The sequence below is a fragment of the Ruegeria sp. CDSB117 genome (assembly GCF_059611005.1).
The window spans coordinates 58090-72442 of record NZ_JBXWOS010000001.1 but is presented as its reverse complement, the minus strand read 5'-3'; the positions used below and the strand labels follow the sequence as shown (position 1 = coordinate 72442).

The 14353-nt window shown below is 57.9% G+C and carries 16 protein-coding genes; all 16 read left to right on the top strand.

The window, feature by feature from the left end; genetic code table 11:
- Positions 1–7 precede the first annotated feature (7 nt).
- The 16 genes from nuoF to AC2FJC_RS00290 all read left to right on the top strand — a co-directional run bounded on the left by nuoF (position 8) and on the right by AC2FJC_RS00290 (position 14343).
- Positions 8–1306 (top strand): NADH-quinone oxidoreductase subunit NuoF, encoded by a 1299-nt coding sequence (gene nuoF, locus AC2FJC_RS00365; RefSeq protein ID WP_496737992.1) that lies wholly within the window; start codon positions 8–10, stop codon positions 1304–1306.
- Between the two features lie 58 nt (positions 1307–1364).
- Positions 1365–1781, top strand: coding sequence for an MAPEG family protein (locus tag AC2FJC_RS00360; protein WP_282168782.1), 417 nt, complete (start codon positions 1365–1367; stop codon positions 1779–1781).
- A gap of 44 nt (positions 1782–1825) precedes the next feature.
- On the top strand, positions 1826–2170 hold the full coding sequence (locus tag AC2FJC_RS00355) for a hypothetical protein (RefSeq protein ID WP_472724657.1): 345 nt from the start codon (positions 1826–1828) through the stop codon (positions 2168–2170).
- A gap of 98 nt (positions 2171–2268) precedes the next feature.
- Positions 2269–2673, top strand: coding sequence for a DUF5333 domain-containing protein (locus AC2FJC_RS00350; protein ID WP_496738324.1), 405 nt, complete (start codon positions 2269–2271; stop codon positions 2671–2673).
- Between the two features lie 3 nt (positions 2674–2676).
- Positions 2677–4698: an NADH-quinone oxidoreductase subunit NuoG gene (nuoG, locus tag AC2FJC_RS00345; RefSeq protein WP_496737991.1), complete on the top strand. Its 2022-nt coding sequence runs from the start codon at positions 2677–2679 to the stop codon at positions 4696–4698.
- Between the two features lie 71 nt (positions 4699–4769).
- Entirely contained in the window at positions 4770–4913 is a 144-nt protein-coding gene (locus tag AC2FJC_RS00340; protein WP_496737990.1) for a hypothetical protein, read from the top strand.
- Positions 4906–5943, top strand: coding sequence for an NADH-quinone oxidoreductase subunit NuoH (gene nuoH, locus AC2FJC_RS00335; RefSeq protein ID WP_170409246.1), 1038 nt, complete (start codon positions 4906–4908; stop codon positions 5941–5943). Before AC2FJC_RS00340 ends, nuoH begins: the two co-directional genes overlap by 8 nt.
- A gap of 95 nt (positions 5944–6038) precedes the next feature.
- A complete protein-coding gene (locus tag AC2FJC_RS00330) occupies positions 6039–6563 on the top strand; it encodes a hypothetical protein (RefSeq protein WP_496737989.1) in 525 nt (174 codons plus the stop codon).
- Positions 6564–6566: 3 nt separating this feature from the next.
- On the top strand, positions 6567–7061 hold the full coding sequence (nuoI, locus tag AC2FJC_RS00325) for an NADH-quinone oxidoreductase subunit NuoI (protein ID WP_050602762.1): 495 nt from the start codon (positions 6567–6569) through the stop codon (positions 7059–7061).
- Positions 7058–7468 (top strand): carboxymuconolactone decarboxylase family protein, encoded by a 411-nt coding sequence (locus AC2FJC_RS00320; protein WP_496737988.1) that lies wholly within the window; start codon positions 7058–7060, stop codon positions 7466–7468. The genes nuoI and AC2FJC_RS00320 overlap by 4 nt, the downstream gene beginning before the upstream one ends.
- Positions 7465–8067, top strand: coding sequence for an NADH-quinone oxidoreductase subunit J (locus AC2FJC_RS00315; protein ID WP_496737987.1), 603 nt, complete (start codon positions 7465–7467; stop codon positions 8065–8067). The genes AC2FJC_RS00320 and AC2FJC_RS00315 overlap by 4 nt, the downstream gene beginning before the upstream one ends.
- A gap of 4 nt (positions 8068–8071) precedes the next feature.
- Entirely contained in the window at positions 8072–8377 is a 306-nt protein-coding gene (gene nuoK, locus AC2FJC_RS00310) for an NADH-quinone oxidoreductase subunit NuoK (protein ID WP_005984024.1), read from the top strand.
- Between the two features lie 6 nt (positions 8378–8383).
- A complete protein-coding gene (gene nuoL / locus AC2FJC_RS00305) occupies positions 8384–10537 on the top strand; it encodes an NADH-quinone oxidoreductase subunit L (protein ID WP_496737986.1) in 2154 nt (717 codons plus the stop codon).
- Positions 10537–12081: an NADH-quinone oxidoreductase subunit M gene (locus tag AC2FJC_RS00300; protein WP_496737985.1), complete on the top strand. Its 1545-nt coding sequence runs from the start codon at positions 10537–10539 to the stop codon at positions 12079–12081. Before nuoL ends, AC2FJC_RS00300 begins: the two co-directional genes overlap by 1 nt.
- Before the next feature lie 15 nt (positions 12082–12096).
- Positions 12097–13539 carry an NADH-quinone oxidoreductase subunit NuoN gene (nuoN, locus tag AC2FJC_RS00295; protein WP_496737984.1) on the top strand — a complete coding sequence of 481 codons (1443 nt, stop codon included), beginning with the start codon at positions 12097–12099 and terminating at the stop codon, positions 13537–13539.
- 54 nt (positions 13540–13593) lie between these two features.
- Positions 13594–14343 carry a biotin--[acetyl-CoA-carboxylase] ligase gene (locus tag AC2FJC_RS00290; RefSeq protein WP_496737983.1) on the top strand — a complete coding sequence of 250 codons (750 nt, stop codon included), beginning with the start codon at positions 13594–13596 and terminating at the stop codon, positions 14341–14343.
- Positions 14344–14353: the final 10 nt, after the last annotated feature.

Below are 14353 nucleotides of genomic sequence, written 5' to 3'. Positions count from 1 at the left end.
AGACACGATGCTGAAGGATCAGGACAGGATCTTTACCAACATCTACGGGATGCATGAGCGCACTTTGAAAGGCGCGCAGGCCCGCGGGCATTGGGACGGCACCGCTGGCCTGATCGGAAACGGGCGCGACTGGATCATCCAGACGATGAAGGACTCTGGCTTGCGCGGACGCGGCGGCGCCGGCTTCCCGACTGGCCTGAAATGGTCGTTCATGCCGAAGGAAAGCGACGGACGTCCGGCCTATCTGGTTGTAAATGCGGACGAATCCGAGCCCGGCACCTGCAAAGACCGTGAGATTATGCGCCACGATCCGCACACCTTGATCGAAGGCTGCTTGATCGCGTCTTTCGCGATGAATGCGCATACCTGCTATATCTACCTGCGTGGTGAGTACATCCGCGAGCGCGAGGCGTTGCAGGCCGCGATTGATGAGGCCTATAACGCCGGATTGCTGGGCAAAAACGCCGCCGGTTCGGGTTGGGATTTCGACCTGTTCCTGCATCACGGGGCCGGCGCCTATATCTGCGGTGAAGAAACCGCGCTGATCGAAAGCCTTGAGGGCAAAAAGGGCATGCCGCGCATGAAACCTCCGTTCCCGGCTGGGGCGGGGCTTTACGGCTGCCCGACCACGGTGAACAACGTGGAATCTATCGCCGTTGTGCCAACGATCCTGCGCCGTGGTGCGGATTGGTTTGCTGGATTTGGTCGCCAGAACAATGCAGGCACCAAGCTGTTTGCCATCTCGGGCCATGTAAACAACCCCTGTGTTGTCGAAGAGGCGATGTCGATCCCGTTTGAACAGCTGATCGAAACCCATTGTGGCGGCATTCGCGGCGGATGGGACAACCTGCTGGCGGTGATCCCCGGTGGTTCATCGGTGCCTTGTGTGCGCGGTGAAGACATGCGCGACGCCATCATGGATTTCGACCATTTGCGCAATGATCTGGGGTCCGGTCTGGGGACGGCGGCGGTGATCGTGATGGACAAATCCACGGACATCATCAAGGCGATCTGGCGGCTGTCGAAGTTCTACAAACATGAAAGCTGCGGTCAGTGTACGCCCTGCCGCGAAGGCACCGGCTGGATGATGCGCGTGATGGACCGTCTGGTGCGGGGTGAGGCCGAACTGGAAGAGATCGACATGTTGTTTGACGTGACCAAGCAGGTCGAAGGCCACACGATCTGTGCTTTGGGCGATGCTGCCGCCTGGCCGATCCAGGGCCTGATCCGCAATTTCCGTGAGGAAATCGAGGATCGCATCAAGGCCCAGAAATCGGGCCGTATGGGCGCGATGGCGGCGGAGTGATCAAGTTGCAGGATATCGGATCAAACCCAAACCAAGTTGCGATTAGGGAGTTGAACTAATGGAATCTTTTGCTGAGTATTCACATGCAATCGCATCCCTCGTGGTCTTTACGCTGATCATTCTGGCGCTTGCGCCGTTTTCCGCGCTGGCCAAACAGGGCAAGGGCTTGGCCCCCGGGGCAACGCCGGAACAGGACTATTCCGACAAGGCGTATCGCCTGAACCGGGCTTATCTGAACGGGACCGAGACGCTGCCGGCCTATATCGCTGTCACGGTCGCGGCCATGTTGCTTGGGGTCAGCCCGTTCTGGGTGAACCTATTGGCATCGGTCGCTCTGATTGCGCGCATCGTCATGCTGGTTATTCACATGCGTGGTATTGGACAACCGCACAGCGGCGTTCGGTCCGTATCCTACGTTGTCGGATGGGCCTGTATGGTTGTGATGGGCTTCATGGCATTGGTGGCGGCGTTCTAATGGAAAAGAAAGGTACTTATTCGTTGACTGGATCAAAATTCAGGATGGGACGCGTGGTACTGACCGCCGCCTTGGGTGCTGCAGTTTTTGTCTCGGCTTGCGGTACGTCGTCCAGTGACCGAATCCTCTTTGATGGCAAAGCCTTCCGGGCCAAAGCGAAGGCCGTCGACAAAAGGAACGCTCCGACGGATTTTACGGTTGTGGTGAACGGCGTGTCCGCGTCTTTGGATGGAGCGCGCGAAGCGGGACGGCACGAGGGAACCAAATTCTGTATCGACGCCTTTGGGACTTCTAAAATCAACTGGAAAGTCGGACCCGACACCGAACCGCAGAATTTGCGCATCACCGACAATAAATTGACCTTTGCAGGAACCTGCCAGCGACCATGATGCGGTTTTTTGCATATCAGCCCATGACGCAGGACGTGTTATTGAATAGCACTCCGGCACCGGATCGTTTTGGCCTGTCCAAAACAAAAGGATTTGTCATGTCTGGTGTGAAACTGCTTATTGCGTTGTCTGTTCTGACGTTCCCTGTCGCGGTCGAGGCCAAACCGCCCTTGCGCGAAGTCAAAGAGATTGACGACGAACTCTATTACATCGCTATCGCAAACGAGATTTCGGATTACTGCCCGTCGATCAGCGGGCGCAGGTTGAAGGCGATTGGCGTGATGTGGGGGCTCAAGTCCAAAGCGAACAGTCTGGGGTATTCGGACGGCGAAATCCGCGCTTACGTGGAATCGGATGCCGAAAAGGACCGGATGCGTGCCAAAGGCGAGACGTATCTGGCCGCGAACGGTGTGTCTTATGACAATCCCAAATCTTTCTGCACGCTGGGGCAGTCAGAGATTGAAAGAAACAGCGCCATTGGCGTGTATTTGAGGGCGAACTAGACCATGTCTGACCTCCGCAAAGTGAATATCGACGGGCAGGAAATCGAAGTCGATGGTGCGATGACGCTGATCCAGGCCTGTGAACAGGCCGGGGTCGAGGTGCCGCGCTTTTGCTATCACGAGCGTCTGTCGATTGCCGGGAATTGCCGGATGTGTCTGGTCGAAGTTGTCGGCGGCCCGCCCAAACCTGCAGCGTCGTGTGCGATGCAGGTACGCGATCTACGCCCAGGGCCGGAAGGACAGGCGCCCGAGGTCAAGACGAACTCGCCCATGGTCAAGAAAGCCCGTGAAGGGGTGATGGAGTTCCTGCTAATCAACCACCCGCTAGACTGCCCGATCTGCGATCAGGGTGGCGAGTGCGATCTGCAGGATCAGGCGATGGCGTATGGTGTGTCGGGTTCGCGCTTCAAGGAAGCCAAGCGCGCCGTAGACGATCTGGATCTGGGGCCGCTGGTCGGAACCGCGATGACCCGCTGCATCAGCTGCACCCGTTGCGTGCGCTTTACGACCGAGGTCGCCGGGATCACACAGATGGGTCAGACCGGGCGCGGGGAAGATGCCGAGATCACTTCTTACCTGAACCAGACGCTGGATTCGAACCTGCAGGGCAACATAATTGACCTGTGCCCAGTTGGAGCTCTGACCTCGAAGCCGTATGCGTTCACAGCGCGCCCTTGGGAGCTGACCAAGACCGAGAGCATCGATGTCATGGATGCCCTGGGCTCGAACGTTCGTGTCGATACCAAAGGGCGCGAAGTCATGCGCTTTCTTCCGCGCAACCATGACGGCGTGAACGAGGAATGGATCAGCGACAAGACCAGGTTTGTCTGGGATGGCCTGCGTCGCCAGCGTTTGGACAAACCTTATGTGCGTGAAAACGGCAAGCTGCGCCCGGCCTCGTGGCCCGAGGCGTTGACCAAGGCGGCCGAGGCGTTGAAAGGGGCTGAAAAGCCGGCCGGTCTTATCGGTGATCTGGCGCCGGTCGAGGCTGCTTTTGCGCTGAAGCAGGTGATCGAAGGGCAAGGCGGTGTTGTTGAATGCCGGACTGATGGGGCCAAACTGCCTGCGGGCAATCGTGGGGCCTATGCCGGAACGTCAACGATCGAGGATATCGACACAGCCGAGCGTATTCTGCTGATCGGAACGAACCCGCGCGACGAAGCTCCGGTTTTGAACGCGCGTATCCGCAAAGCCTGGGCACATGGGACCGAGGTGGCCTTGGTTGGGCCGGCGGCCGATCTGACCTACGCGTATCACCATTTGGGCGACGACCGCGCGGCGTTGCAAAAGGTCGTCGATATGGGCGGCGATGTTGAGATCAAGGGCAAAGCCTCGCTGGTCATCGTCGGGCAGGGTGCGTTGCTAGAAGCTGACGGCGCAGCTGTGCTGGCCGCTGCGCAAACGATTGCAGCCAATACCGAAAGTGGATTGCTGATCCTGCACAGCGCTGCGTCTCGCGTGGGTGCGATGGATGTGGATGCCACCAACGAAAATGGCATGGATGCCGTAAGTGCGGCTGACGTGATCTACAATCTCGGCGCGGATGAGATCGAAATCGGCGAAGGGGCCTTTGTGATCTATCAGGGCAGCCACGGCGATCGCGGCGCGCATCGTGCCGACGTGATCTTGCCGGGTGCCGCATACACCGAGGAAAACGGGCTGTTCGTGAATACCGAAGGCCGACCACAACTGGCGATGCGGGCTGGATTTGCCCCCGCTGAGGCTAAGGAAAACTGGGCCATCCTGCGGGCTTTGTCAGCGGAATTGGGCGCAACACTGCCCTTCGACTCGCTTGCGCAACTGCGTGCCGCTTTGATCGAAGCCGTTCCACATCTGGCCCAGATCGACCAAGTGATTGAGAATGAGGTCCAGCCACTGGATGCCGGTCCTCTGGGTCAGGCTACGTTCCGCACTGCGGTTAGAGACTTCTACCTGACCAACCCGATTGCACGGGCGTCGCAACTGATGGCCGAGCTGTCCGCTCAGGCGCAGGCACGGAACGCCGGGAAGATCGCGGCGGAATGAATACAGCACGTTTCATATCGCTTTCAGAAGCCAACACCGCCGCCTGCGGTGTGGGGATCAGGGAATTGCGCATGAAACGCGATGAAAAAGGTAGCGCGAAGGCTGTAGATGCTATTTACACCTACGCGCCGACCAAACCGCAATATGCGCAGGCACTTGGCCTGAACATCACGCGCGGAAAACGGAATACCCACGGTGTGAGGACCAATGGCTGATTTCTTTAACACCCCAGGCGGAATAGCCATCACCATTCTGGCGCAAGTGATTGCCGTTGTTGCCTTTGTGATGATCTCGCTGTTGTTCCTTGTCTACGGCGACCGCAAGATCTGGGCGGCTGTTCAGATGCGCCGCGGCCCCAACGTGGTTGGTGTCTATGGCCTGCTGCAATCTGTGGCCGACGCTCTGAAATACGTGGTCAAGGAGGTGGTCATTCCCGCCGGGGCCGACCGCACAGTGTTCATACTTGCTCCGCTGACCTCATTCGTATTGGCAATGATCGCCTGGGCGGTGATCCCGTTCAACGATGGTTGGGTGCTGTCGGATATCAACGTCGCCATCCTGTACGTCTTCGCCGTATCCTCGTTGGAAGTTTATGGCGTAATTATGGGTGGTTGGGCATCGAACTCAAAGTACCCGTTCCTCGGATCACTGCGCTCTGCCGCGCAGATGATTTCTTATGAAGTCTCCATCGGTTTGATCATTATCGGCGTAATCATCTCGACCGGTTCGATGAATTTCGGCCACATTGTCGAGGCGCAGGACGGTCGGTTCGGTTTCTTCAGCTGGTACTGGCTGCCGCATTTCCCGATGGTCTTTCTGTTCTTCATCTCGGCGCTGGCCGAAACCAACCGGCCACCTTTCGACCTGCCCGAAGCGGAATCGGAACTGGTCGCCGGTTACCAGGTCGAGTACTCGGCGACACCCTTCCTGCTGTTCATGGCGGGTGAATACATCGCTATCTTCCTGATGTGTGCCCTGACCACGCTGCTGTTCTTTGGCGGCTGGCTGTCCCCGATCCCAGGTCTACCGGACGGCGTGCTGTGGATGGTAGCCAAAATGGCGTTCTTCTTCTTCCTCTTCGCGATGGTCAAGGCGATCACGCCCCGCTACCGCTATGATCAACTGATGCGTCTGGGCTGGAAAGTCTTCCTGCCGTTCTCGCTGGCCTGGGTGGTCTTCGTGGCCTTTGCGGCGAAATTCGACTGGTTCTGGGGCGCGTTCGCCCGTTGGAGCGTAGGGGGATGAGGATAAGTCTTCTAAATCTGTTGGTGGCTTGCACGGTGGCTGCTGGAAGCGGTCCTGTCGCGGCTGATAAAGCTGAGCCATTGGAGCTGCGGAACATGCTTGATTTGGCACGCGGGTTCTGTGGATCTGAAATTGACGCTGTATCCGCTATCGACGATAAGGTTCTAGGCATTCTCGCAAATAACACAGGTGGGTTGGACCCGAGGGTTGATGTGGACCAGCATTCTGCCTTCGATAAGTTTGCCATTGGTGCCCTTGTTAACGCGATCCAGGTTGGCGACATGGCGGTTTATCGGAGCCACCTAGCCAATGGTGATCCGATTTCAGAGGGGATGCACAACAAATCTATCGCTTTGTTGGGTCTGGTTGATTGCCTTTGGATCACACAGGAAGACCGTGCTCACTTGGAAGAGTTCGTCAATTGGGGAATCGAAAACGGTGAGTTTCCGAGCGATATGAAGGTGGATCAGTTGCTGAGCGCGACAAATATGTCGGAATGCACGCGTATGAGAGAGTTTGACCGTCGCACATTAGCGCTCGATCCTGATACGCCAGATATCGTGGATCAGATGTCGGCGATTGCAGAAGACACAATTGGACGCTGCGAGAAGGATTCCTAAGCCATGACCCAAATCGATTACACTCGTGCCGCCAAATACTTCCTTCTGCAAGACTTCTGGGTCGGCATGAAACTGGGGTTGAAGTATTTCTTCGCCCCAAAGGCCACCATCAATTACCCGCACGAAAAAGGCCCTCTCTCCCCACGCTTTCGTGGTGAGCATGCCCTGAGACGTTACCCGAACGGCGAGGAACGCTGCATCGCCTGCAAGCTGTGTGAAGCGATTTGCCCGGCACAAGCCATCACCATCGACGCCGAACCGCGCGAAGACGGCAGCCGCCGTACCACGCGGTATGACATCGACATGACCAAGTGCATCTATTGCGGTTTTTGCCAGGAGGCCTGTCCGGTCGATGCCATCGTCGAAGGTCCGAACTTTGAATTCGCGACAGAAACCCGCGAAGAGCTGTTCTACGACAAGGAAAAACTGCTCGATAACGGCGAACGCTGGGAAGCTGAGATTGCCCGCAATCTGGAAATGGACGCGCCGTACAGATGAGTGACACGCCCCAAAATCCGTTCGACCTGATGATGAAGCAGGCGCAGGACATGGCCAAGGCGATGAACCCGGCGATGGAGAATTTCTCGCCCAAGGGGTTCGAGGCGCTGTGGCCGACCATGCCCAAAGAGGTCATGGAAATGATGTTCGGCAATACCGTCAACAAAGACGGGCTGGATGCCAAAACCCGCCTGCTGCTGACGTTGGCCGGGCTGACCTGTCAGGGTGCGCAAGCGGACGCGGCAGTGCGCCAGACCGTGCGCCACGCGCTGGAAGCGGGTGCCAAGAAACAAGAGATCGTGGAAACGATCGGTCAGATGTCGGTCTTTGCCGGCATCCCGGCCATGACACGCGCGTTGGAACTGGCGCAAGAGGTCATGGGCGACAACGAGGATGAGGATCAATGACCGTCTTTGCCTTCTACCTGTTTGCCATCAGCGCCATCACCGGCGGGCTGTTCACGGTGATCAGCCGCCAACCGGTGCACTCGGTGCTGTGGCTGATCCTGTCCTTCCTGTCCTCGGCGGGGCTGTTCGTGCTGCTGGGGGCCGAGTTCGTGGCGATGCTGCTGATCATCGTCTATGTGGGCGCGGTTGCGGTGCTGTTCCTGTTCGTGGTGATGATGCTGGACGTTGACTTTGCCGAGCTCAAGGCCGAGATGGCGCGCTATATGCCGCTGGCTCTGCTGATTGGCCTGGTCATTCTGATGCAGTTCGTCATGGCCTTTGGCGCATGGGACAGCGCGCAGGGAGCTACCGCCAATCTTGCGCAACCGATCCCGGTGGAGCGCCACAACACCGAGGCGCTGGGTGTCATCCTTTACGATCAATATTTCCTTTTGTTCCAACTGGCGGGCCTGATCCTGCTGGTGGCCATGATCGGAGCCATCGTTCTGACTCTGCGCCACCGCAAGGACATCAAGCGTCAGGACATCGTCGGCCAGATGATGCGCGACCCGGCCAAGGCGATGGAGTTGAAGGACGTGAAACCGGGGCAGGGGCTTTAAGACGATGATCGGACTTGAACACTATCTTACGGTCGCGGCGACGCTGTTCGTCATCGGCATCTTCGGTCTCTTTCTGAACCGCAAGAACGTCATCATCCTGCTGATGAGCATCGAACTGATGCTGCTGGCCGTGAATATCAACCTCGTGGCGTTTTCCAGCTTTCTCGGCGATCTGGTCGGGCAGGTGTTTACGCTGTTCGTGCTGACCGTGGCGGCGGCCGAGGCCGCGATCGGGCTGGCCATTCTGGTCTGCTTCTTCCGCAACCGTGGCACCATCGCGGTTGAAGACGTCAATATGATGAAGGGGTAAGAGAACATGGAAACCACCATCCTCTTTGCCCCGCTGGTGGGCGCGCTGCTCTGCGGGTTCGGCTGGAAGTTCATTGGCGAGAAAGCCGCCATGTGGACCGCAACTGGCCTGCTGTTTCTGGCCTGTCTGCTGTCCTGGATCGTGTTCTTTTCGTTCGACGGTGTGACCCAGCAGATCGAGATCATGCGCTGGATCGAAAGCGGTTCGCTGTCGACAAGCTGGGCCGTTCGACTGGACCGGCTGACCGCGATCATGCTGATCGTGGTGACGACGGTTTCGGCGCTCGTGCACCTCTATTCCTTTGGCTATATGGATCACGATCCGCAATGGCGCGAGGGCGAGAGCTATAAGCCGCGCTTCTTTGCCTATCTGTCGTTCTTCACCTTCGCCATGCTGATGCTGGTGACAGCCGACAATCTGGTTCAGATGTTCTTTGGCTGGGAAGGTGTGGGTGTAGCCTCGTACCTGCTGATCGGGTTCTATTATCGCAAGCCCACGGCCAATGCGGCGGCGATGAAAGCATTCATCGTGAACCGGGTTGGCGACTTTGGCTTTGCTCTGGGCATCTTCGCGTTGTTCTTCCTGACGGACAGCATCAATTTCTCAGACATTTTCTCTTCGGCCCCTGCGCTGGCCGAAGAGAAGCTGCATTTCCTTTGGGGTGAGTGGAGCGCAATCGAGGTGATCTGCGTCCTGCTGTTCATCGGCGCAATGGGTAAATCGGCACAGCTGATCCTGCACACCTGGTTGCCGGACGCGATGGAAGGCCCGACGCCTGTGTCGGCGTTGATCCACGCTGCAACCATGGTGACGGCGGGTGTGTTCCTGATCTGCCGGATGTCGCCATTGATGGAATTTGCGCCGGGTGCCACCGGGTTCATCACCTTCCTTGGGGCCTCGACCGCGTTTTTCGCCGCGACCGTTGGCCTGGTTCAGACCGACATCAAGCGCGTCATTGCCTATTCGACCTGTTCTCAGTTGGGCTACATGTTCGTGGCCGCGGGTGTTGGTATGTATTCGGCAGCGATGTTCCACTTGCTGACCCATGCTTTCTTCAAGGCGCTGTTGTTCCTTGGCGCAGGTTCGGTGATCCACGCGATGCATCACGAGCAGGAGATGACCGAATACGGCGGCCTGCGGAAGAAGATCCCCTATACATTCTGGGCGATGATGATCGGCACCCTTGCGATTACAGGCGTCGGCATCCCGCTGACCCAAATCGGGTTCGCCGGGTTCCTGTCCAAGGATGCCATCATCGAAAGCGCTTTTGCCGGCGGCACCGGATATGCCTTCTGGATGCTGGTGATCGCGGCGGCGTTCACGTCATTCTACAGCTGGCGTCTGATTTTCCTGACCTTTTATGGCGAAGAGCGTGGCGACAAGCATACGCATGAGCACGCGCATGAAAGTCCGATGACCATGCTGGTGCCGCTGGGTGTTCTGTCCTTGGGCGCGGTGTTTGCCGGGATGATCTGGTATGGCAACTTCTTTGGTCACACAGACAAGGTCGGCAAGTTCTACGGTATACCGGTGGCTGAGGCGTCCGAGCATGCAGAGGCCAGTGATCACGGTGTAACCGATACAACCCATGGTGACGATACGCATGCGGATGAGGCGCACGCGGATGAAAGCCATGGTGATGACGCCGGACACGAAGAAAAAGCGGCGCACGGCGACGACCACCATTACGTCTTCGCGGGTGAGCCGGGCGAGGGCGCGATTTACATCGCGCCGGATAACCATGTTCTGGACGATGCGCATGCTGCCCCCAAGTGGGTCAAGGTTTCGCCCTTTGTTGCTATGGCTTTGGGCTTTATCGTGGCCTATTGGTTCTACATCGTGAACACGTCGCTGCCGGCGCGTTTGGCGCGGAACCAACGTCCTCTGTACCTGTTCCTTCTGAACAAGTGGTACTTTGACGAAATCTACGATGCGGTCTTCGTCAAACCCACCATCGCCCTGGGCCGGTTCCTGTGGAAACGGGGTGACGGAAACACCATTGACGGTTTCCTCAACGGCGTGGCCATGGGTGTTGTACCCTTCTTTACCCGCCTCGCTGGCAAGGCGCAGACGGGCTACATCTTCACTTACGCCTTCTGGATGGTTTTGGGTATCGCTGCCCTTGTCACCTGGATTTCGATCGGCGGAGGCGCACACTAATGGATAATATCCTCTCCATCGTCACCTTCATCCCCGCTGTGGCAGCAGGCATTCTGGCCCTGTTCTTGCATGGCGAGGACGTGGCCGCACAGCGCAATGCCAAATGGGTCGCACTGGTGGCAACCACGGTGACGTTCTTGGTCTCGATCGGCATCTATACGGGGTTTGATCCGTCCAACACCGGCTTTCAGATGGTGGAAGAAGGCGAATGGCTGCTGGGTCTGAAATACAAGATGGGTGTGGACGGTATCAGCGTTCTGTTTGTCTTGTTGACCACCTTCATCATGCCCCTGACCATTCTGGCCAGCTGGCACGTCACGGACCGCGTCAAGGAATACATGATCGCCTTCCTGCTTCTGGAGACGCTGATGCTGGGCGTGTTCATGGCGCTGGATCTGGTGCTGTTCTACCTGTTCTTCGAGGCAGGTCTGATCCCGATGTTCCTGATCATCGGCATCTGGGGCGGCAAAGAACGCATCTACGCCAGCTTCAAGTTCTTCCTCTATACCTTCCTTGGATCAGTGCTGATGCTGGTGGCGATGGTCGCGATGTATGCGGACGCGGGCACTACCGATATCGAAGCACTGATGAGCCATCACTTCTCGTCCGAAGGGTTCAGCGTGCTGGGCGTCTATGTTGTCGGCGGTATGCAGACACTGATGTTCCTGGCGTTCTTTGCATCCTTCGCGGTGAAGATGCCAATGTGGCCGGTACACACCTGGCTGCCGGATGCGCACGTTCAGGCGCCGACCGCCGGGTCGGTCGTTCTTGCGGCGATCCTGTTGAAGATGGGCGGCTATGGCTTCTTGCGGTTCAGCCTGCCGATGTTCCCGGTGGGTTCGGCAGTAATGACCGATCTGGTGTTGTGGATGTCAGCGATTGCCGTTGTCTACACCTCGCTGGTGGCGCTGGTGCAGGAAGATATGAAAAAGCTGATCGCGTATTCCTCGGTCGCGCATATGGGCTTTGTGACCATGGGCATCTTTGCTGCGAACCAGCAGGGCATTGACGGCGCGATCTTCCAGATGCTTAGCCACGGGTTCATCTCAGCCGCGCTCTTCCTGTGTGTTGGCGTGATCTATGACCGGATGCATACTCGCGACATCGAGGCTTACGGTGGGTTGGTCATTCGCATGCCAGCCTATGCGCTGGTCTTCATGTTGTTCACCATGGCCAATGTAGGTCTGCCGGGCACCAGTGGATTCATCGGAGAATTCCTGACACTGATGGGCACCTTCCAGGTCAACACATGGGTGACGGCTGTGGCGGCTTCTGGCGTGATCTTCTCGGCAGCTTATGCGCTATGGCTGTATCGCCGAGTGGTCTTTGGCGATTTGATCAAGGAAAGCCTCAAGGCGATGACGGATATGAGCTCGCGCGAGCGGCTGATCTTTGCGCCGCTGATCGTGATGACCATCCTGCTGGGCGTCTACCCGTCGCTGGTGACCGATGTGATCGGCAACTCGACCGCCGCGCTGATTTCGAACTATGACATGGCTCTGGCCGCGGCTGAGGCCGCGACCCAGTCAGCCGCATCGCATTAAGGGGGCTTTGGAGACATGATCCAGGCTGATCTGACGATAATCCTGCCAGAGATTGTTCTGGCCGTATATGCGATGGCGGCGCTGTTGGCGGCTGTCTACACGACGAAAGACGGGCTGGCACCTTTGCTGGTCTGGACAACCGCTGGGTTGATGGGACTACTGGCGATTTGGATCGCGACCAACGGCGATGGCACCAATGTCGCGTTCAACGGCATGTTTGTAGATGACGGGTTTGCAAGGTTCTCGAAAGTGGCGATCCTGCTATCAGCAGCTGCCATTCTGGTGATGAGTCAGGAATATATGGCGCGTCGGGATCTGCTGCGGTTCGAATTCCCTCTGTTGGTCGCGCTGGCCGCTGTCGGTATGATGATGATGGTCAGCGCGGGCGATCTGATGTCGCTTTATATGGGGCTGGAACTGCAGTCACTGTCGCTTTACGTCGTGGCCGCGCTGCGCCGGGATAGTGCCAAATCGACCGAGGCCGGTTTGAAGTACTTCGTGCTTGGTGCGCTGAGCTCGGGCTTGCTGCTGTACGGTGCCTCGCTGGTTTATGGGTTTACAGGCACCACGCTGTTCTCGGGTATCATCCAAACGGTTCAGCATGGTGAGATTTCGGTTGGCCTGCTGTTTGGTCTGGTGTTCCTGATCTCGGGACTGGCGTTCAAAGTGTCCGCCGTGCCATTCCACATGTGGACGCCGGATGTGTACGAAGGCTCGCCCACGCCTATCACCGCTTTCTTTGCCACAGCGCCGAAAGTGGCTGCCATGGCCCTGTTCGCACGCGTGATGCACGACGCTTTTGGAGGCGTGATCAAGGACTGGCAACAGGTGATTGTCCTGCTTTCTGTTCTGTCGATGCTGCTGGGTGCGGTCGCAGCGATTGGCCAGCGTGACATCAAGCGGCTGATGGCGTTCTCGTCGATTGCCCATATGGGCTATGCGCTGATCGGACTGGCTGCGGGAACCGAGTTGGGCATCAAGGCTATGCTGATGTATCTGGCCATCTATGTGACGATGAATATCGGCACTTTCGCTTTCATTCTGATGATGGAGCGGGACGGTAAACCGGTCACGGACATCGACGCCCTGCGCCAATATTCCAAACGCGAACCGGGCAAGGCGCTGGCGGTGCTGATCCTGATGTTCAGCCTGGCGGGCGTCCCACCAATGCTGGGCTTTTTCGCCAAATTCGGTGTCTGGCAGGCCGGCGTAAGCGCGGGCCTGACCGGGCTGGTGATCGCCTCAGCCATCGCGTCTGTTATTGGTGCCTTTTACTATCTGCGGATCGTGTTCTACATGTATTTCGGAGCTGAAAACGACGACCCGATCGAAACGCATTCTTCGCCGGTTCTGTGGGTTGCTCTAATGGGCTCGGCCGCGTTGATGCTGGTGGGTGTGTTCTATCAGTTCGGTATTGAAGGCGCGGCGGCAGCTGCGGCGGCCACTCTTGTCAATTGATCAGCGTAACACAGCAAACTTGGGGGCTCGGTCAGCGGACCGGGCCTTTTTGACATGACAGACTGGCCACAGGGATACGGCCTGCACGTGCTGCAAGAGGTCGACAGCACATTGAACGAGGCCACCCGCATGGCTCCGACCACGACCGGTCCGGTTTGGATCATGGCGCATCACCAGACGGCGGCGCGTGGGCGACGGGGTCGGGCGTGGGCCAATCCCAAGGGAAATCTGGCCGCGACCCTTTTGATGCGGCCACAGGGAAATCCGGAACAGGCCGCACTGCGCAGCTTTGTGGCTGCGCTGGCGCTGTTTGACGCCTGCGTTGCAGTGACCGGACTGGCGACGGGCTTGTCGCTCAAATGGCCCAACGATGTATTGCTGAACGGCGGCAAACTGGCGGGTATCCTGTTGGAAAGTACAGGGCAGGGGCGCGGCGTCTCGCACTTGTCCATAGGCATCGGCGTGAACCTGTCAGAGGCACCCGGAGCAGATCAAGTAGAACCCGGCGCCGTCCGACCGGTTTCCCTATTGTCCGAAGCTGGAGGCAACGTAACGCCCGAGGATTTCCTGACAGAACTTGCTGTCGCCTATGCCAGATACGAGAACCAATTCGTGACTTACGGGTTTGAACCGATCCGGACCGCGTGGTTGGCCCGGGCTGCCAAGTTGGGTGAGGTCATCACCGCCCGTACCGCAGCGTCGGAAACGGTTGGAACCTTTGAAACGGTGGACGCAGGGGGCAACCTTGTCCTAAACACCGCCAAAGGCCGCGTCAGTATTCCGGCGGCGGATGTGTTTTTCTGAAGGAGGCTCA